The sequence below is a fragment of the Brucella pseudogrignonensis genome, from assembly GCF_032190615.1.
In the GTDB taxonomy this organism is placed as follows: Bacteria; Pseudomonadota; Alphaproteobacteria; order Rhizobiales; family Rhizobiaceae; genus Brucella; species Brucella pseudogrignonensis_B.
This window is the reverse complement of record NZ_JAVLAT010000001.1, coordinates 502,330-519,106: the sequence shown is the minus strand read 5'-3', so window position 1 is coordinate 519,106 and position 16,777 is coordinate 502,330. Positions and strand designations below refer to the sequence as shown.

The window sequence follows — 16,777 nt, the reverse complement described above, 5'->3', positions numbered from 1 at the left end:
CGAATCAAAAGAGTTGGCGAGCGTTAACTTGCTCACGACAAGGCTCGTCGGAGTGTATTTTCATATGCCGTCAGTCAGAAACGACTGCGGCTGCGACTTTTTTGGAGAGGGGTTTTCCATGGTCGTTACTCGCTTAAGCAAAACTGCTTTTGTTGCAGCAATTGCTTTCTTTGCAACACTCGTTTCTTTCGGCAATATTACTGATTACGGCAGCAATTTTGCATTCGTTCAGCATGTACTTCTGATGGACACGATTTTCCCAGATGCCACGATCAAATATCGCGCTATTGAGAGCAATACTCTGCACAATGCTGGCTACATTCTGATAATTGCTGCTGAAACACTGACAGCTATTCTCTGCTGGATTGGTGCTTTTGCTATGGTCGGTCGCCTGAGTGGTGATGCAAAGAGCTTCAATCACTCCAAGAAGTGGGGCATTGCTGGTCTTTCGGTCGGCTTTCTCGTCTGGCAGGTTGGCTTCATGTCAATTGGTGGCGAATGGTTCGGCATGTGGATGTCGTCTACATGGAACGGAATTGAATCGGCATTCCGCTTCTTCATTACGATCATTGCCGTGCTGATTTATGTCGTTCTGCCTGATGGCGAGATCGAAAAATAATCAGATGAAATGAGATGCAAGGGTGGGTTCGTTGATAAGTTCAACGCCCGCTTTTTGCATCTGATCAAGCATGGCATCCATCGAACCGCCAATGTCGATGCCGCGGCAAGCATCAAGCCTTACGCGCACCTGAAAACCGTGTGCTATAGCATCAAGCGCGGAATAGGCGACGCAGAAATCGGTGGCCAGTCCGACGATTGTCAAAGAACCGATTTCGCGGTCACGCAAGTAACCTGACAGACCTGTCGGCGTTTTGCGGTCGTTTTCATAAAAAGACGAATAACTGTCCACGCCAATCCGAAAGCCTTTGCGAATGACGAGTTGTGCCCGCGTCCACTGTAAATCTGGATGAAAGTCGGCACCATGCGTGCCTTGAATGCAATGGTCGGGCCATAGCGTCTGCGGTCCGTAAGCCATCTCTATGCTGTTAAACGGCTTTTGTCCCGGGTGACTGGTTGCAAAGCTCAAATGTCCTGCTGGGTGCCAGTCTTGCGTTAGAATGACGTGCTCGCTCTCTTCAATCAAACGGTTGATTGCGGGTAGAATTTCATCCCCCTTGTCGACGGCAAGTGCGCCACCGGGACAAAAATCATTTTGCACATCAACGACGAGAAGGGCATGTCCTATCATAAAACGCTCCTGAATGCTTCAATGCAATTATATTGAGACACGAGTTCATATGCCAGTCATTACCCGCGTTCTGGTATTACATCATCTTTGGTGCTACCGACCGGCTTTATTTCACTTTGACAGGGGATGTTTATGACTGGTGAAATCACACGTGACAGCAATGGAACGCAGCTCAATGATGGCGATTCGGTTACGCTTATCAAGGATTTGAAGGTAAAAGGCACGTCGACAACGCTCAAGCGCGGTACGCTGGTCAAGGGTATTCGTCTGACGGGGAATCCGGACGAAGTGGATTGCAGCACAAAGCAGGTTAAAGGCCTCGTGCTGCGTACGGAATTTTTGAAAAAAGCCTAATCAGGCATCAATTTCGACACGACCACGCGGACGGCTGCAACAGGCAAGGATGTAGCCTTCCGCGACTTCGTCATCGCGAATGCCGCCATTGTGGGTCATTTCGGTTTCACCACCGATACATTTGACTTTACAGGTGCCGCAAATGCCGAACTCGCAGGCGCTCGGGATTTTTAATCCGCCATTGCGGGCAGTCAGCAGAATTGTGTCGTTTTCGGTGCATTCAACTTCAACACCTGAAAGCGTGAAGACAACCGTTGCAGGTAGCACGGCAGGCTTTGCGGGAGCCGCTGGCTTTTCACCCGTTGCAGCCAATGTTGTTGGCAGGGGTACAGCAGAAATTTCGCTGGCAGGCTGGAAGCTTTCCTGATGATAATTGGCCATGTTGAAGCCAGATTGCTCCAGAAGACCACGCACGCCGTTCATAAACGGTTCGGGACCACAGCAGAATACTTTGCGATGGAGAAAATCCGGTGCCAGCAGTTCGAGCCGAGCACGGTCAATACGTCCATGCAGGCCGGGCCACACATGACGCGCAGATGACTGTTCGACGATGAAAGCAAGACGCATGGCTTCCATACGGCCTGAAAGCAGTTCCAGTTCCTTGCGGAAAATAATGTCATCGGGCGAACGTGCGCAATTGATGAAAGCGACATCAGTTGCCGGTGCGCAGTCAAAAAGCCAGCGCGTCATCGAAACCATTGGCGTGATGCCAGAACCCGCCGAGATGAAGAGATATTTTTCGCTCGGATGATTGGCGAGCGAAAAGTCGCCATTGGGGCCATAGGCCTTGATGGTCATCGGCGGACGCAAATGGTCAAGCATCCAGCGAGTACCGATGCTATCCTTCTGCGCTTTGACGGTCACCGAGATATGATACGGGCGGGAAGGGGTCGATGATAGCGTGTAGGTGCGCAGCACTGGCCCAAGCCCATCAGCGCGCTCAATCGGCAGTTCAAGCGTGACGAACTGGCCCGGCGTATAGCGGAACCAGTTGTCCTCCAGTGTTTTGAAGGAGAAGGTCATGACGTCTGGCGCTTCTTCGATGGCCGAGATGCATTGCAGCATCTGCAACCTGTCGTTCCACGGCAGCATCTCATCCAGATATTTCAGAGGCTGCATGGCCTTCTCACTTCTTTAAGTTCATTACAAATTACGCGACGCGGCTGAGCTTCGCGGTCTCGCCCTTCAGGCGAGGCGTGATGGTGTTGGTATACCATTCAAGGAACTGCATCACGCCGCCCTCATGCTCGACCGAATAGGGGCCGGGCTGGTAAGCGGGTGAGCGGATGCCAACCGCATTTTCTTCCACAATTTGGCGGTCCTGATCGTTGGTCTGAATCCACACATGGGTCAGCTCATCGAGGTCGTAGTCAACGCCTTCAACGGCATCCTTGTGAACCAGCCACTTGGTCGTCACCATGGTTTCATTGGCGCTGATTGGCAGCACACGGAAGGAAATGGCGTGATCGGCCATCAGGTGGTTCCAGGTCGAAGGATAATTGAAGAGCAGCATCGCGCCGATATTGGTGTTACCCGATACCTGATCGCTTAATGGTTTCTTAACCGCTGGCTTGCCCGACATGGTGTAGCTCACCGCATCGCGCAGAAGTGGAATACGGGTAATGCGATAACGGCCGTCTTCAGACATGTTAAACTCGGCAGGCAAGCCGATCGAGGCGCAGTTCTTCCAGAGCTGGTTGATTTCCGGGTCTTCCATGACGCCCTGAACGCCTGTAGCGCTCGGTGCTTCCGGGTAGGTGCGGCAAAGTTCCGGGTGGTTGGCCGCGCAGTGATAGCACTCGCGGTTGTTTTCCCACACGAGCTTCCAGTTACCCTTCTCAATGATCGAGCTTTCAAAGGCGACCTTGGCTTCCTTGATATTGTGCGGTGCGAGGTAAGGCTCAACCAGAGTGCGGAAGCTATTGAAGTCGGGTGCGTCATCGGCAAGGCAGACATAGATATATCCCGCGACGCTTTCGCAATGCACTTGCTTCAAACCATATTCGGCGGGCTTGAAATCCGGCCCGACCTGACGCGCAAACAATAGGCGTCCATCAAGTTCATAGGTCCATTGGTGATAAGGGCAGACGAGTTTCGCTGCGGTGCCTTTTTCGGCGGAGCAGATACGTGAGCCGCGATGGCGGCAGGAATTGTGGAACGCGCGGATACCGCCCTGTGCATCGCGTACAATGACGACAGGGTATGCACCGACCTGAACGGTCATGTAGGAGCCAGTCTTAGGCAGCTCGCAATCGTGGCCGACGAACAGCCAATCGCGATAGAAAATGTTTTCCAGATCGAGCTTGTAGAAATCCGGATCAGTATAAAACTTCTGCTCGAGGCTGAAATTTGGGTCGCGCCCGGTCAAAAGCCCCAGCATTTCATTGCGAACGTCCATCGATTCGACCCTTTGCGTCCGTATCAAAGTCGGGCTGGTGCTGTTCTCTCAGCGACGCTGGCTCGACCGAATGTTCCCTTTGTCCTCCGGAAGCTGTGCTTTCTCCATTATCTCAATGGTTTGTCTGTTCATTGGCTCATGTTCAGACTGGCTTCCGTTGTCATGATTCAATCATTGAAATGTTCTAAACGCGCATTGGGATGCGACATGATTTTCGCATAAAGACGACACGCGCGCATTCGCGCAGTTCTTCGCAAATATGTGTGAGTTACGCGCGCGGGATTGCCAAGATGGGAGAAAGCCAGTTACCAAGCTGCCTGACATATTCGGTTTCATTCCATGGGAGGCTCGCAGGCCATGAAACGTTCAGAAGTTAATGAGATTATTCGCGAGAGCGATGCTTTCATCCGTTCTTTTGGTTATATCATGCCACCATTTGCCTATTGGACGCCTGAAGAGTTGAAAACGCGCACGTCAAGCGATTCAAAGGCTATTCTCGATGGTCGTCTTGGCTGGGATATTACTGATTATGGTCAGGGCAAGTTTGCGGATCTTGGTCTGTTTCTTTTCACCACGCGCAACGGCAATGCCGAGGACCTCAAGCGTGGTGGTGGTATGCTTTATGCCGAAAAGATCATGATCTCGCGCAAGAATCAGCTTTCGCCAATGCATCGCCATGTGGTGAAGGCAGAAGACATCATCAATCGCGGTGGCGGTACGCTGGTACTGGAACTCTTCAATTCGCGCGCCGACGGTAGCGTTGACGAAGAAACTGATGTGACCGTCGCAACGGATGGGCGCTGGGTGACCCAGAAAGCCGGTGCGCATTTGAAGCTAAGCCCAGGTGAAAGCGTTACGCTTCTGCCGGGCAACTGGCATGCCTTTTGGGGCGAGGGCGGCGATGTTTTGATCGGTGAAGTATCGACCGTCAACGACGATCTGACCGACAATATTTTCCGTGAGCCGATTGGCCGCTTTTCCGATATTGAAGAGAACGAACAGCCACTGCATTTGCTGGTATCAGATTATGATAAGTGGCTCTGAACCCACCGATATTTCGGCTATGCCCGTCTGCAAATGACACTTTTCTGCGCTTCCGGTGCTCACGTACCTTTAAGTACGCTGCGCGCCGGTTCTCGAAAAACACCATTTTCGACAGACCATAACCGAAATCTCAACAGGTTCAGCAAGCTTGCGATGAACGAAGAAGGACTGAACATATGAAGCTGGCGATGATCGGAACGGGCTATGTGGGTCTGGTTTCAGGTGTGTGTTTTGCCGAGTTTGGCTTTCACGTTACCTGTGTCGACAAGAACCCGTCGATCATCGAACGGCTTGAAGCCGGTAAGGTCACGATTTTCGAGCCAGGGCTTGATGAGCTTATGGGGCGCAACATTCGTGATGGTCGCCTTGAATTCAGTACCGATCTTGCGACCAGCGTTGCTGATGCTGATGTGATCCTGATTGCAGTTGGCACGCCGTCGCGTCGTGGCGATGGTGAAGCGGACCTACAATATATTGAGGCAGCTGCTGATGAAATTGCAGCTGCGATGAAGCCGGGTGCGGTGGTCGTTATCAAATCGACGGTGGTTGTCGGCACCAATGCGCGTATTCGCGATCGCATCGCGCAAGCGCGGCCGGGCGTTGAGTTTTCGATGGTCTCGAACCCGGAATTCCTGCGTGAAGGTTCAGCGATTGAAGACTTCATGCGCCCTGATCGTGTGGTGGTGGGTGTTGATGATGAGCGCGGCAAGGCGGCGATGCAGCGGCTTTATCGTCCGCTTTATCTGCGTGAGACGCCAATGGTCATCACCTCGTTGGAGAACGCTGAAATCATCAAATATGCAGCGAATGCTTTTCTCGCTATGAAGGTGACTTTCATCAATCAGGTGGCGGATCTTTGCGAAAAGACCGGCGGCAATGTGCAGGAGGTTGCACGCGCCATTGGTATGGATAACCGCATTGGTTCGAAGTTCCTGCATGCGGGACCGGGATTTGGCGGTTCGTGTTTCCCAAAAGATACCCGCGCTTTTGCTGCAACCGGCAAAAAATATGACGCGCCGCAGTCGCTGATTGAAGAAGTCATTTCGGTCAACGAAGCGCGCAAGTTGTCGATGGCTGATCGTATTATTGCTGCTGCTCGTGAGAGTGGCGCGAAAACGGTTGCTGTGCTGGGTGTCGCTTTCAAGCCGAACACGGATGATATTCGTGAATCGCCTGCGATTGACATAATTGCCGCCATTCAAAAGGCAGGCATTTCTGTGCGTGCGCATGATCCGGAAGCGATGGATGCTGCAAAGGCAGTATTGCCGGATGTTGTCTGGTGCAGTTCTGCTTACGAAGCGGCAGAGGGTGCGGGTGTTACGGCGCTTTTGACAGAGTGGAATGCTTATCGGGCGCTTGATTTGAAACGTGTCGCGAACGCGATGGATGGCAATGTGCTGATCGATCTGCGTAATGTCTACAAAGCTGACGATGTTGCCGGAACCGGATTGGATTATCGCTCGGTAGGGCGGACCTTAAAGCATTAAAAGAAAATCGCCGATCTGAGAATTTCAAATCGGCGATTTTGTTTGGTGAAAAGGATTAATTCGCTGCTTTCAACCGCTTCTTCTCATTGGCAATAAGCCAGAGATTGCGGATATAGACGATCAGGCCAAAGCCTTGACCGGCGATGAAGACCGGGTCTTTGCGTTGAATAGCGTAAACCAATAGTAGCACGCCGCCAATGAGCGAGAAGAACCAGAATGCCACTGGCATAACGCTCTTTTTTGCTTTTTCAGATGCTAGCCACTGCACGACAAAGCGCATGGTAAAGCAGGCTTGCGCGACAAAGCCCAAAATGATCCAGCCATCCCACTGTGCTACGAACACATCGTGAAGCCACTGGGACATGCTGGTGAAAATATCAGTCATGGGTAATCTCCGTCACGCGCGGCACCACCTTGCGGCGCTTGCGCAACCACCACACGCCGTAAAGGTCGAGAATGCCGCGCAGGCCGCGGTCGAGAATGCCGTAATTCGATTTGCCATGGCGGCGTTCGCGGTCAGTGACATCGATATGCACGACATCAAAACCTTCACGCAAAGCGAGCGCAGGAAGATAACGATGCCAGCCGTCAAAGAATGGCAGCTGGCGGAAGAGATCGGTGTGCAGCGCCTTGAGGCCACAACCGGAGTCGCGGGTTTTGTCCTTGAGGATTGCTCCGCGCAGATTGTTGGCAAAGCGCGATGAAAGCTGTTTGAGTTTGGTGTCGGTGCGCTTGAGGCGCTGACCGGCAGCAATGCCAAAAGCAGGGCCAGCATTGATGAGAGCGTCGGCAAGTGCCGGCAGATAGGCAGGATTGTTCTGCCCGTCGCCATCCATTGTCACGACAATCTGGCCACGCGCTGCGAAAACGCCCGAGCGCAAAGCAGCACTCTGGCCGGATGAGCGATCATGGCGGATATGGCGTAGCGGCTTGCCTGCATGGATACGGCCAGCCAACACATCGCTGGTAGAATCCGTTGAGCCATCGTCTACGACAATGACTTCATAGACTCGGCCCAGCATGGCGCTATCGACTTCATCGAGCAGAAAAGCGAGATTGTCGGCTTCGTTGCGGCAGGGGATGACCACAGAAATCGTCGGTGTTGACAAGCGGAGTTCCTTCATTCCTTGCGCATTTACCGTAAATCAGTGTGCATAATATCTCAGTACAGGTGCCCTGTAGCGCGCAAGGCGGGCTCCATACCATTGATTGCCGGGCAAACCAAGTGTTTCAAGAAATCGTGAGCTTGACCAGTTTTTCAGGATATAAGCTGCTTTTAGCCGGACTTGTTGTCAGACGGAAGAGCTTGCGCGAGCCAATTCAGAAAATTCTGCGTCACTTCATCCCGATTGAGGTCGTTGAGACTTTCGTGGCGGGACTCGGGATAGACTGTGCAGGTTACTTTGCTAAAGCCCATGGCCCGCATTCTGTGCGCAAGCTTTTGGGTGGCTTTGGCTTTGTTTGTTGCAGGATCTTCGCCACCGCCAACCAGATTAAACGGCAGGTCGCGGCGAATATTTGCAAAATTACTGTCAGTCGCACCCGCCTTCATCATGCGGAATACGTCGATCCATAAGGCGACGCTTGCATCAAAGCCACAAAGCGGATCGTTGATATAAGCTTCAACCTCTGAAGCATCGCGCGATAGCCAGTCAAACGCGGTGCGATGGTTGGGGATAGCGTTGCCCCAGGCCCGAAAGGTGAGCTTGGGCAAGATCGAACTTGGGACGTCTGAGCCTTTCAGCATGCGCTCGATTTTCAGAATTGCCATCGCCGCGCTGTTCTCAACGCCTCCGTTGAAGTTGGCATTCCAGATGGCTGCAGCATCAATCGTTTCAGAGTGAACGAGCGTATAATTGAGCGCGATCAGTCCGCCCATTGAATGTCCGAACAAAACCACCGGCAAGCCAGAGTGCGAGGCATGAATATGGCGGTTTAGGGCAAGAACATCATCAATTGCCACTCTATAGCCGTCTTTTTGCGCGAATATTCCTCTTGGCGCATATGCACCAATATTGGCGCCATGGCCGCGATGATCGTGTGCATAGACGTTATAGCCTGCTGCGTTGAGGGCTAGAGCAAAGCGCGCATAACGGGCTGAGTGTTCTGCAAGCCCATGGCAGATGTGTACCGCAGCCTTTGGTGCAGCAATCAGCGATTGCCGAAATGGCAGTTCGATTCTGCCATTAAGCGGCAAGCGATGGATGGTTTCAAACGACATAAAAGCATCTGAATTTATGCTGCGCAAATAGTCAAATGCTCTTTTGGTGGTGTCGCTTAAAAAGGCATCCAGAGGTTGAGTGAATTAAATTTAGGCAAATGCAATTTTTAAGCAAATTCCGCTTGAAAACCGCAGAAACCTAGGCAAATCTATCTTTAACGGGGATGTCGACGGAGTTTTGGAGGAAATCCAGAGGCGTTGAATTTAGGTATTAAGGCATAACTAGCAGGCCATTCGGTGAAAGGGAGGATACTTTCCCGAGTGGTGGCCAGAGGGGAAACCGGGTGACGGAAATATCCGCGCCCGGTTTCATTTTGTTTATAAGCTTTTCAAGCTGAAGTTTGCGCGATGATATTTGCTTCCGCGCGCTATTTCGCCTACATAGCCCTCAGAATTTTATCTGCGGTTCGGCGAATGGCCGTTCACGCTTTCTAACTCGTGGAGACGACGCGCTTTATGGCACGCCAATTCATTTATCATATGTCCGGGCTGAACAAGGCCTATGGTGCTAAAAAGGTTATCGAAAACCTTCATCTGTCGTTCTATCCGGATGCGAAGATCGGTATTCTTGGTCCTAACGGTGCCGGTAAATCGACAATCCTGAAGATCATGGCTGGTCTCGACAAGGATTACACCGGCGAAGCCTGGCTCGCTGAAGGTGCGACCTGTGGCTATCTTGCGCAGGAACCGCATCTTGATCCGGAAAAGACAGTTCTTGGCAATGTCATGGAAGGCGTGGCTGAAAAGACAGCTATTCTTGACCGTTACAACGAACTGATGATGAACTATTCTGATGAAACCGCAGACGAAGGTGCGGCTCTTCAGGACGTCATCGACAGCCAGAACCTTTGGGATCTCGACAGTCAGGTTGAAATGGCGATGGAGGCTCTGCGCTGCCCGCCTGCTGATGCTGATGTTACCAAGCTTTCGGGTGGTGAGCGTCGTCGTGTTGCACTGTGCAAGCTGCTTCTTTCGAAGCCTGATCTGCTGCTGCTTGACGAACCGACCAACCACCTTGACGCTGAAACCACCGCTTGGCTGGAAAAGCACCTGCGTGAATATGAAGGCGCAGTGCTTCTCATCACGCACGATCGCTACTTCCTCGACAATGTTACCGGTTGGATTCTCGAGCTTGATCGCGGTCGCGGCATTCCTTACGAAGGCAATTACTCTGCCTATCTGGAAGCCAAGTCAAAGCGCATGATTCAGGAAGGCCGCGAAGAAGATTCGCGTCAGAAGGCACTTGAGCGCGAACGTCAATGGATTGCCGCAAGCCCGAAGGCTCGTCAGTCGAAGTCGAAAGCGCGTATTAAGGCCTATGACCAGCTGGTTGAAGCTGCCAACAATCAGCGTCCGGGCGATGCCCAGATTCTGATCCCGGCCGGTGAGCGTCTTGGTCAGGTTGTTATTGAAGCTGAAGGTCTGACCAAATCGTTTGGCGACCGTATGCTGATCGAAAACCTCACCTTCAAGCTGCCTCCAGGTGGTATCGTTGGTGTTATCGGTCCAAACGGTGCCGGTAAGTCGACGCTCTTCAAGATGATCACCGGTCAGGAAAAGCCAGATTCTGGTTCGATCCGCATTGGCGACACGGTTCACCTTGGTTATGTTGACCAGAGCCGTGATCACCTCGACCCTAACAAGAATGTCTGGGAAGAAATTTCCGGCGGTAACGACATCATCAAGCTCGGCAAGTTTGAAATGAATTCCCGCGCTTATTGCGGTGCGTTCAACTTCAAGGGCGGTGATCAGCAGGCGAAAGTCGGCAATCTCTCCGGCGGTCAGCGTAACCGCGTGCATCTTGCCAAGATGTTGCAGGCAGGCGGTAACGTTCTGCTCCTCGATGAACCGACCAACGATCTTGATACCGAAACGCTGGCAGCGCTTGAAGATGCGCTCGAAAAATACGCTGGTTGCGCCGTTATCATCTCCCACGATCGTATGTTCCTTGACCGTCTTGCGACACATATTCTTGCATTCGAAGGCGATAGCCATGTCGAATGGTTCGAAGGCAACTTCGAGGATTATGAAGCGGACAAGGTTCGTCGTCTCGGACCTGAAAGCGTCAATCCAAAGCGGGTTACCTACAAGCCGCTGACACGCTAAACAAAATCAAGGCCGATGCATTGCACCGGCCTTTTTCATTTTTTGGAGTGTCCCGTGAAAGACTGGTCTGCACAGCAATATCTGAAGTTTGAAGATGAGCGCAGCCGCCCGGCGGTTGACCTTCTGGCGCAGATAAAGATCGATAATCCGCGTAAGGTGGTCGATATTGGTTGTGGACCGGGAAATTCTACTGAACTTCTGGTTCAGCGCTGGCCAAATGCAAAAATCTCGGGATTTGATACATCGCCAGATATGATCAAGAAGGCGAAAGTGCGTTTGCCGCGAGTGGACTTCGATGTTGGTGATCTCACCAAATTTGTGCCAGATACCGAAACCGATGTGCTATTTTCAAATGCTGTTTTTCAGTGGGTTCCTGATCACATTGAGCAGATGCAAAGATTATTGTCCGAGCTTCAGACGGGTGCTTATCTGGCAGTGCAGATGCCGGATAACATGGCTGAACCGACCCATATTTTAATTCGTGAAGTCGCCAAAACCGGGCTATTTAACGCTAAAATTGGCGATAAGGGTAGGGCACCACTGCCATCAGCGACGGAATACTATAACGCTTTGATTAAGCATGCGTCCCACGTCGATATCTGGCATGTGATTTATAATCATCAATTGGCTGATGTGTATGCAATCATTGAATGGGTGAAGTCCACTGGGCTGCGACCATTTCTTGAGCCGCTGGATGATGACGAGCAGCGCGCGTATTTGAAAGCGTATAAGGCTCGTCTCGAGGCGTTCTATCCAACGCTGAATGATGGTCGTGTTCTGCTTCGTTTCCCGCGCATTTTTATTGTTGCACAGAAGTAATCGGAGAATTACGCTTCTGTCTTCTCGTCATCGTCTGCGGTGACAAGCCGTGTAGCGCGCCATTCGGTGAGCTTCTTATTGATTGCATCCATGACAAAAAAGCGTGCTGAATCTTTATCGTAGCCATCATCACGCAAAGCGTCATAGTCAGTATGCGCGTGCCGGACATGTGCAACTGTTGCTAGCCAGACAGCTATAGATGGCGGGAGAGATTTCATATGCGGGGCAAGTGCCGCTGCACGGATTGGTTCTGAATCGGAATAGGGAACTGCGGGAAGCAAAAGCGTAAGCGATTTTGCAACTGCCTTCTGGCGCTCGGTGCTTGCACCCATGGCTGTCTTCCTTTCCGGCTTTCAGCGCGATTGGCAACAACCATACTCTGCTTATTAAATCATTCAAACCGCTACTGGAGCTTCATGGCAGTTTTGCTGTGCATGGGTGTGTGAAAATCACTTGCGCGATTTCTGCAATTCACATAAACATATCTTTATATGTTTTAGATTGCGGAGATTGCGAATTGCGTTTGCAGCTCGATCAGATGGTGGATGTTTTAAAAGCGGTGGCTGAACCAAGCCGCCTGCGCATCCTTACGCTTCTTTCCAGAGGAGATCTGACGGTATCAGACCTGACTACAATTCTTGGCCAGTCGCAGCCGCGCGTGTCGCGGCATCTCAAGCTGCTTGGTGAAGCAGATTTGATTGATCGCTATCAGGAAGGCGCATGGGCGTATTTTCGTCTGTCGGATAATGCTGTTTGCGGCGAAGTTGCGCGCAATCTTCTGTCAAAGCTCGATGGTGCGGACACGTTGCTTGAACGGGATATGGAGCGGCTTTTGCAAGTTAAATCCAGTCGTCAGGAAAAGGCCGCAGCCTATTTCAGTGCCAATGCTGGTAGCTGGGATGAAATTCGCAAGCTGCATGTGTCGGAAAATGCTGTTGAGGTTGCCCTCAAGAGCATCATAGGCGAGAAGCCATTTCAGGCGATGCTCGATGTTGGCACGGGGACCGGCCGTTTGTTGGAACTGTTCTCACCGCTTTATCTGCGTGGGCTTGGGATTGATATTAATCGCGACATGCTGGCTGTGGCGCGAGCCAATCTCGATTTGGCATCGGTTGCCAATGCGCAAGTGCGGCAGGGTGATGTCTATGCGCTGCCTGTCGAGCGCGAGAATTTTGATCTGGTGACAATCCATCAGGTTCTTCATTTTCTTGATGATCCACTGGCTGCAATTCGGGAAGCTGCGCGTGCATTGCGTCCGGGCGGTCGGTTGCTGATTGTTGATTTTGCCCCGCATCGGCTTGAGTTTCTGCGCGAAGTGCATGCGCATTTACGGCTTGGTTTCAGTGATGAGCAGATGCTGGGCTGGATGAAAGAGGCAGGACTGGAACCTGCAAAAACAACTGAGTTGGCGCCAAAGGCTGCAAATGGTGACGATGGACTGACGGTGAAGCTTTGGCTTGCCCATGATCCGCGTTTGCTGATTGCTGATCCGGTACCGCGCAATGCAAGCATGACGGAGACAGTCTGATGGGCTTTTACGGTCTTTCCCGCCGACCTGATATCGGCCAGACCACCCGGGTATCGTTCGAATTCTTCCCGCCGAAGTCGGAAGAAATGGAACAGCGCCTTTGGGAAACGGTAACGCGGCTTGCGCCGCTTGAGCCTGAGTTTGTCTCCGTGACCTATGGTGCAGGTGGTTCGACGCGTGAGCGCACGATCCGCACTGTTGCGCGTATCTTGAAAGAAACGGATATTCAGCCTGCAGCGCATCTGACCTGTGTGGATGCGACGCGTGAGGAAGTGGATCGCGTTGCGCAGGAGTTTGCAGCGCTTGGCGTCAATCGGTTTGTAGCGCTGCGTGGTGATCCTGCCAGCGGCATTGGCGAGAAATATGTGCCGACACCAGGCGGTTATCAGAACGGCGCTGACTTGGTCGGTGGCCTGCGTAAGCTTTCTGATTTCGACATTTCTGTTTCAGCCTACCCGGAAAAGCACCCTGAAAGCCCGGATTTCGCGACTGACATCGATATGCTCAAGCGTAAGGTCGATAATGGAGCAACACGAGCGATTACACAGTTTTTCTTTGATAACGATCTTTATGAGCGTTATGTGGAGCGTGTGCGTCGAGCAGGCATTTATATCCCGATTGTTCCGGGTGTCTTGCCGGTGCATAATTTCAAGCAAGTCAGCAATTTCTGTGCGCGCTCAGCTACCCACATTCCGGCATGGCTTGCGGAACGCTTTGACGGGTTGGATAAAGACCCGCAGACCCATCAGTTGGTTGCAGCCGCAATTGCTGCCGAGCAGGTTATGGACCTGATTGAGCGCGGTGTGCAGGATTTCCATTTCTACACGATGAACCGCGCTGATCTGCCATTCGCGATTTGCCATATGATTGGCATTCGACCAAAAGCCGAGCCTGCGCTTGAAGTTGCATGAAATGAAAAAAGCCCGGTTTTAAACCGGGCTTTTCTTTCAGTAAGACACATCAGTTCATCCTCAAAAACTGATGTCGTCTAATGGCTTAGGCTCTCCCTCATTCAGGGAATGACGCCTGCTATCAACGCTGCAACAAATGCAAATGCTGCACAGATCATGAGGACGTTCAAAGATCGTGTAAGTCCCATCGGTCTGTCTCCTTCTATGCACCCGACGAGCCAATGACTGGTCGAATGCGCGCTGGTAGAGAACCTGAATCTAAGCGCAAAACGGTTTAAACAAAAGAAGATTTCTTGCTGCAATATGCGGTGATGGCGAAAAAAACCTTCTGTTTACCACTTAAGTATCTGAAATTTTTACCTGAAAAATTTGTTCACATTTCATGAAAAAGCCATGAAACTGCCAATTTTGAGGGTGGCTTTTGCTGTTTTAGCGGATCAGAGCCAGCAAACCGGAGAGAGTCAGCACTGAAAGAACAGTCGAATATAGGATGACATTCGACGTGATGGCAGCCTCGCGACGATAGTGTTCAGCCAGCATGAAGGGGCCAGTTCCGGCAGGAAGGGCTGCAAGCAATGTGGCGCTTTGCGCAAGATGCGTCGGCAGATTGAAAACGTAAACCGCAAGCAACCATGTAGCCAACGGCATAACAATGAGTTTGACCGAGACAAGGAAGGCGATCGCGTTGACGCTATCGCGTTCAATCTTACGCGTTTGCGCAAGGAATAGGCCAAGCGCAACCAGTGCGCAAGGTGAAGCGGCGCCGCCCAACATCTTCAGAAAGGTTTCGGCGGGGGCGGGAATGGTGAGGCCGGTCACAGGCATCAAGGTGCCGAGAAACGGTGCAACCAGTAGCGGATTACGCATGAGAGAGCGCGCAACTTTCCAGATAAGGCGCAGCGGCTTCTTTTCTGTTTGCAGACCGATTTCGATCAGCACAATTGCAAAAGCAAAAGTCACGCAGACAGTGATGATGATTGAGATCGTCGTTGCAGCAAGAACACCGGAGCCGAACGCAATCATCGAAAGCGGTATACCCATATAGCCCGTATTCGGATAGGCGGCATTCAGGCCGTCGAGCGCATTATCCGCGAGAGAAAGCTTGCCGCGAAGACGAACAAGAAATGGAAGTACGAAAGCAATGGCGCTGCTGAGCATAAACACGCTGATAAAGCCGGGTTGCCAGAGATCGCTGACATGGGTGTTGGCCATAATGTCGAAAAGCAGGGCGGGCAGGGCGAGATAGACAACGAAGCGATTGAGTTCTGCTATTGCATGCGGGCCTAATATTTTGAGCTTGAACGCCAGCCAGCCTGAAAAAATCAGGGCAAATACGGGAAGGACGACGATCAAAGTAGAAAGCATAGCGAGATCAACTTACGAGGGGAATGCAAAAAGGCGCGGAGGTGGTCCGCGCCTTCGAGTTCTTCACAATCAAAGCTTTTCGAGCAGTTCCGGTGTTGGCCAGGAATCAGCAGGCATGCCCAAACGCAATTGTTCGGTGCGAACAGCATCGCGGGTCAGTACGCCGAAGACGCCGTCGATCTTGCCCATGTCGTAGCCACGCGCCTGCAACTTGGTCTGCAGTTCCTTCATCTGTTCCTGCGTCAGGCCTTGATCAGGATTGCCAGCATTAAAAGCTGGAGCACCTGCAAGACGGGTCGCGAAATAAGCAGCGGTCGTTGCGTAAACAATCGACTTGTTCCATTCAACGAAGATGTCGAAATTGGCATAAGATAAGAATGCCGGACCTTTGCGACCCAACGGCAGCAGCAGTGATGCATCGCCATCATCCGGGCCGAGTGGACCATTAAGGCCGGTTACACCGTGCTGCGCCCACCACGAATGCGGCTTGCGATTGGTGCGGATGGATTCTTCCCAAGGGAGATCCTGCGTGATGCGCACTTCTTCAAGCCAAGGCTCGCCACGCTTCCAGCCGAGTTCGGAAATCATGCGGCCAGCGGTCATCATCGCATCTGGAATGCTATTCTTCAGATCGACCTTGCCATCGCCGTCGCCATCAACGCCACGTTCCAGATAATCCTTCGGCAGAAGCTGCATCATGCCGATTTCGCCAGCCCAAGCGCCGGTTGTGGCAGCATCGACAACGCCTGTATCGAAAAGCTTAAGCAGCGCGATCAATTGCGGGCGGAACAGGTCTGGACGGCGGCAATCGTAAGAGAGTGTTACCAGTGCGTTCAGCGTATCGAAATCGCCCTGAATGGCGCCGTAATCGGTTTCCAGTCCCCAGAAGGCTGCGAGAACCGGGCCGGGAACGCCATAGGTTTCTTCGACCTTCTTGAAAACATCAGCATGTTTGGCGAGGTTGTTCTGGCCATTCTTCAGGCGCGCTTCCGAAATCAGGCGCTTGGAAAAATCGGTGAAGGTGAGGTTGAAAACTGTCTGCTTGCGGTCGCGATCAAGAACTTTCTGCTCGAGCGTCGCCTTGTGCAGTTCCGCAATACCCTTTTCGCCGACACCTGCTTCGCGTGCTTCTTTGATCAGATTGTCCATCCACTGACCAAAGTCGATTTCGCATTCTGGCTTCGGCTGATTAGCCGCGTCTGGTGCGGCAGACGGGGCCGGAGAAGCGAGAGCAGGGGAAATTGCAGTTGATGCCAGTAAAGCGGCAGCCATCACTGAAGCGATAAGTTTCATCG

General features: G+C 52.1%; 17 protein-coding genes. 8 read left to right on the top strand and 9 right to left on the bottom strand.

The genetic code is table 11. From position 1 onward, the window contains the following. Positions 1-118: 118 nt before the first annotated feature. The gene (locus tag RI570_RS02555; RefSeq protein ID WP_313826799.1) at positions 119-619 is read left to right on the top strand and encodes a DUF2165 domain-containing protein; all 501 of its coding nucleotides are present in this window, start codon (positions 119-121) and stop codon (positions 617-619) included. On the opposite strand, the gene pncA is transcribed toward RI570_RS02555, so the two are convergent. After that, on the bottom strand, positions 620-1,249 hold the full coding sequence (gene pncA, locus RI570_RS02550; RefSeq protein ID WP_313826798.1) for a bifunctional nicotinamidase/pyrazinamidase: 630 nt from the start codon (positions 1,247-1,249) through the stop codon (positions 620-622). Between the two features lie 132 nt (positions 1,250-1,381). On the opposite strand from pncA, the gene RI570_RS02545 reads away from it, so the two are divergent. Beyond that, entirely contained in the window at positions 1,382-1,603 is a 222-nt protein-coding gene (locus RI570_RS02545; protein WP_313826797.1) for an alkylphosphonate utilization protein, read from the top strand. Here RI570_RS02545 and RI570_RS02540 read toward each other — a convergent pair whose 3' ends face one another. Further along, entirely contained in the window at positions 1,604-2,722 is a 1,119-nt protein-coding gene (locus tag RI570_RS02540; protein ID WP_313826795.1) for a hybrid-cluster NAD(P)-dependent oxidoreductase, read from the bottom strand. A gap of 31 nt (positions 2,723-2,753) precedes the next feature. Beyond that, a complete protein-coding gene (locus RI570_RS02535; RefSeq protein WP_313826793.1) occupies positions 2,754-4,001 on the bottom strand; it encodes an aromatic ring-hydroxylating dioxygenase subunit alpha in 1,248 nt (415 codons plus the stop codon). 357 nt (positions 4,002-4,358) lie between these two features. On the opposite strand from RI570_RS02535, the gene RI570_RS02530 reads away from it, so the two are divergent. Further along, positions 4,359-5,045: a D-lyxose/D-mannose family sugar isomerase gene (locus tag RI570_RS02530; protein ID WP_313826792.1), complete on the top strand. Its 687-nt coding sequence runs from the start codon at positions 4,359-4,361 to the stop codon at positions 5,043-5,045. Positions 5,046-5,221: 176 nt separating this feature from the next. Beyond that, positions 5,222-6,532 (top strand): UDP-glucose/GDP-mannose dehydrogenase family protein, encoded by a 1,311-nt coding sequence (locus RI570_RS02525; RefSeq protein ID WP_313826791.1) that lies wholly within the window; start codon positions 5,222-5,224, stop codon positions 6,530-6,532. Between the two features lie 55 nt (positions 6,533-6,587). Here RI570_RS02525 and RI570_RS02520 read toward each other — a convergent pair whose 3' ends face one another. The 3 genes from RI570_RS02520 to RI570_RS02510 form a co-directional block, all read right to left on the bottom strand. Continuing rightward, entirely contained in the window at positions 6,588-6,917 is a 330-nt protein-coding gene (locus RI570_RS02520) for a lipid-A-disaccharide synthase N-terminal domain-containing protein (RefSeq protein WP_313826790.1), read from the bottom strand. Then, the gene (locus RI570_RS02515; protein ID WP_313826789.1) at positions 6,910-7,641 is read right to left on the bottom strand and encodes a glycosyltransferase family 2 protein; all 732 of its coding nucleotides are present in this window, start codon (positions 7,639-7,641) and stop codon (positions 6,910-6,912) included. Before RI570_RS02515 ends, RI570_RS02520 begins: the two co-directional genes overlap by 8 nt. Before the next feature lie 167 nt (positions 7,642-7,808). Continuing rightward, entirely contained in the window at positions 7,809-8,753 is a 945-nt protein-coding gene (locus RI570_RS02510) for an alpha/beta hydrolase (protein ID WP_313826788.1), read from the bottom strand. Between the two features lie 456 nt (positions 8,754-9,209). On the opposite strand from RI570_RS02510, the gene ettA reads away from it, so the two are divergent. Both ettA and tam read left to right on the top strand, forming a co-directional pair. Then, positions 9,210-10,859, top strand: coding sequence for an energy-dependent translational throttle protein EttA (gene ettA, locus RI570_RS02505; RefSeq protein ID WP_313826787.1), 1,650 nt, complete (start codon positions 9,210-9,212; stop codon positions 10,857-10,859). A 54-nt stretch (positions 10,860-10,913) separates the two neighbouring features. Next, entirely contained in the window at positions 10,914-11,678 is a 765-nt protein-coding gene (gene tam / locus RI570_RS02500; protein WP_313826786.1) for a trans-aconitate 2-methyltransferase, read from the top strand. A gap of 8 nt (positions 11,679-11,686) precedes the next feature. Here the strand turns inward: tam and RI570_RS02495 are convergent, their stop codons facing one another. After that, positions 11,687-12,010: a DUF2293 domain-containing protein gene (locus RI570_RS02495; RefSeq protein ID WP_313826785.1), complete on the bottom strand. Its 324-nt coding sequence runs from the start codon at positions 12,008-12,010 to the stop codon at positions 11,687-11,689. A gap of 206 nt (positions 12,011-12,216) precedes the next feature. Here RI570_RS02495 and RI570_RS02490 point away from each other — a divergent pair, with 206 nt between their 5' ends. After that, entirely contained in the window at positions 12,217-13,206 is a 990-nt protein-coding gene (locus RI570_RS02490) for a metalloregulator ArsR/SmtB family transcription factor (RefSeq protein WP_313828524.1), read from the top strand. Further along, positions 13,206-14,117 (top strand): methylenetetrahydrofolate reductase [NAD(P)H], encoded by a 912-nt coding sequence (gene metF, locus RI570_RS02485; RefSeq protein WP_313826784.1) that lies wholly within the window; start codon positions 13,206-13,208, stop codon positions 14,115-14,117. The genes RI570_RS02490 and metF overlap by 1 nt, the downstream gene beginning before the upstream one ends. Before the next feature lie 429 nt (positions 14,118-14,546). On the opposite strand, the gene RI570_RS02480 is transcribed toward metF, so the two are convergent. After that, positions 14,547-15,482, bottom strand: coding sequence for an AEC family transporter (locus tag RI570_RS02480; protein ID WP_313826783.1), 936 nt, complete (start codon positions 15,480-15,482; stop codon positions 14,547-14,549). Positions 15,483-15,551: 69 nt separating this feature from the next. Next, the gene (locus RI570_RS02475) at positions 15,552-16,775 is read right to left on the bottom strand and encodes a lytic murein transglycosylase (RefSeq protein WP_313826781.1); all 1,224 of its coding nucleotides are present in this window, start codon (positions 16,773-16,775) and stop codon (positions 15,552-15,554) included. Positions 16,776-16,777 lie beyond the last annotated feature (2 nt).

Bases quoted from the DNA above. Each gene is read 5' to 3' on its own strand.
- RI570_RS02555 (WP_313826799.1), top strand. From the start codon at position 119: ATGGTCGTTACTCGCTTAAGCAAAACTGCTTTTGTTGCAGCAATTGCT.
- pncA (WP_313826798.1), bottom strand. From the start codon at position 1,249: ATGATAGGACATGCCCTTCTCGTCGTTGATGTGCAAAATGATTTTTGT.
- RI570_RS02545 (WP_313826797.1), top strand. From the start codon at position 1,382: ATGACTGGTGAAATCACACGTGACAGCAATGGAACGCAGCTCAATGAT.
- RI570_RS02540 (WP_313826795.1), bottom strand. From the start codon at position 2,722: ATGCAGCCTCTGAAATATCTGGATGAGATGCTGCCGTGGAACGACAGG.
- RI570_RS02535 (WP_313826793.1), bottom strand. From the start codon at position 4,001: ATGGACGTTCGCAATGAAATGCTGGGGCTTTTGACCGGGCGCGACCCA.
- RI570_RS02530 (WP_313826792.1), top strand. From the start codon at position 4,359: ATGAAACGTTCAGAAGTTAATGAGATTATTCGCGAGAGCGATGCTTTC.
- RI570_RS02525 (WP_313826791.1), top strand. From the start codon at position 5,222: ATGAAGCTGGCGATGATCGGAACGGGCTATGTGGGTCTGGTTTCAGGT.
- RI570_RS02520 (WP_313826790.1), bottom strand. From the start codon at position 6,917: ATGACTGATATTTTCACCAGCATGTCCCAGTGGCTTCACGATGTGTTC.
- RI570_RS02510 (WP_313826788.1), bottom strand. From the start codon at position 8,753: ATGTCGTTTGAAACCATCCATCGCTTGCCGCTTAATGGCAGAATCGAA.
- ettA (WP_313826787.1), top strand. From the start codon at position 9,210: ATGGCACGCCAATTCATTTATCATATGTCCGGGCTGAACAAGGCCTAT.
- RI570_RS02495 (WP_313826785.1), bottom strand. From the start codon at position 12,010: ATGGGTGCAAGCACCGAGCGCCAGAAGGCAGTTGCAAAATCGCTTACG.
- RI570_RS02490 (WP_313828524.1), top strand. From the start codon at position 12,217: ATGGTGGATGTTTTAAAAGCGGTGGCTGAACCAAGCCGCCTGCGCATC.
- metF (WP_313826784.1), top strand. From the start codon at position 13,206: ATGGGCTTTTACGGTCTTTCCCGCCGACCTGATATCGGCCAGACCACC.
- RI570_RS02480 (WP_313826783.1), bottom strand. From the start codon at position 15,482: ATGCTTTCTACTTTGATCGTCGTCCTTCCCGTATTTGCCCTGATTTTT.
- RI570_RS02475 (WP_313826781.1), bottom strand. From the start codon at position 16,775: ATGAAACTTATCGCTTCAGTGATGGCTGCCGCTTTACTGGCATCAACT.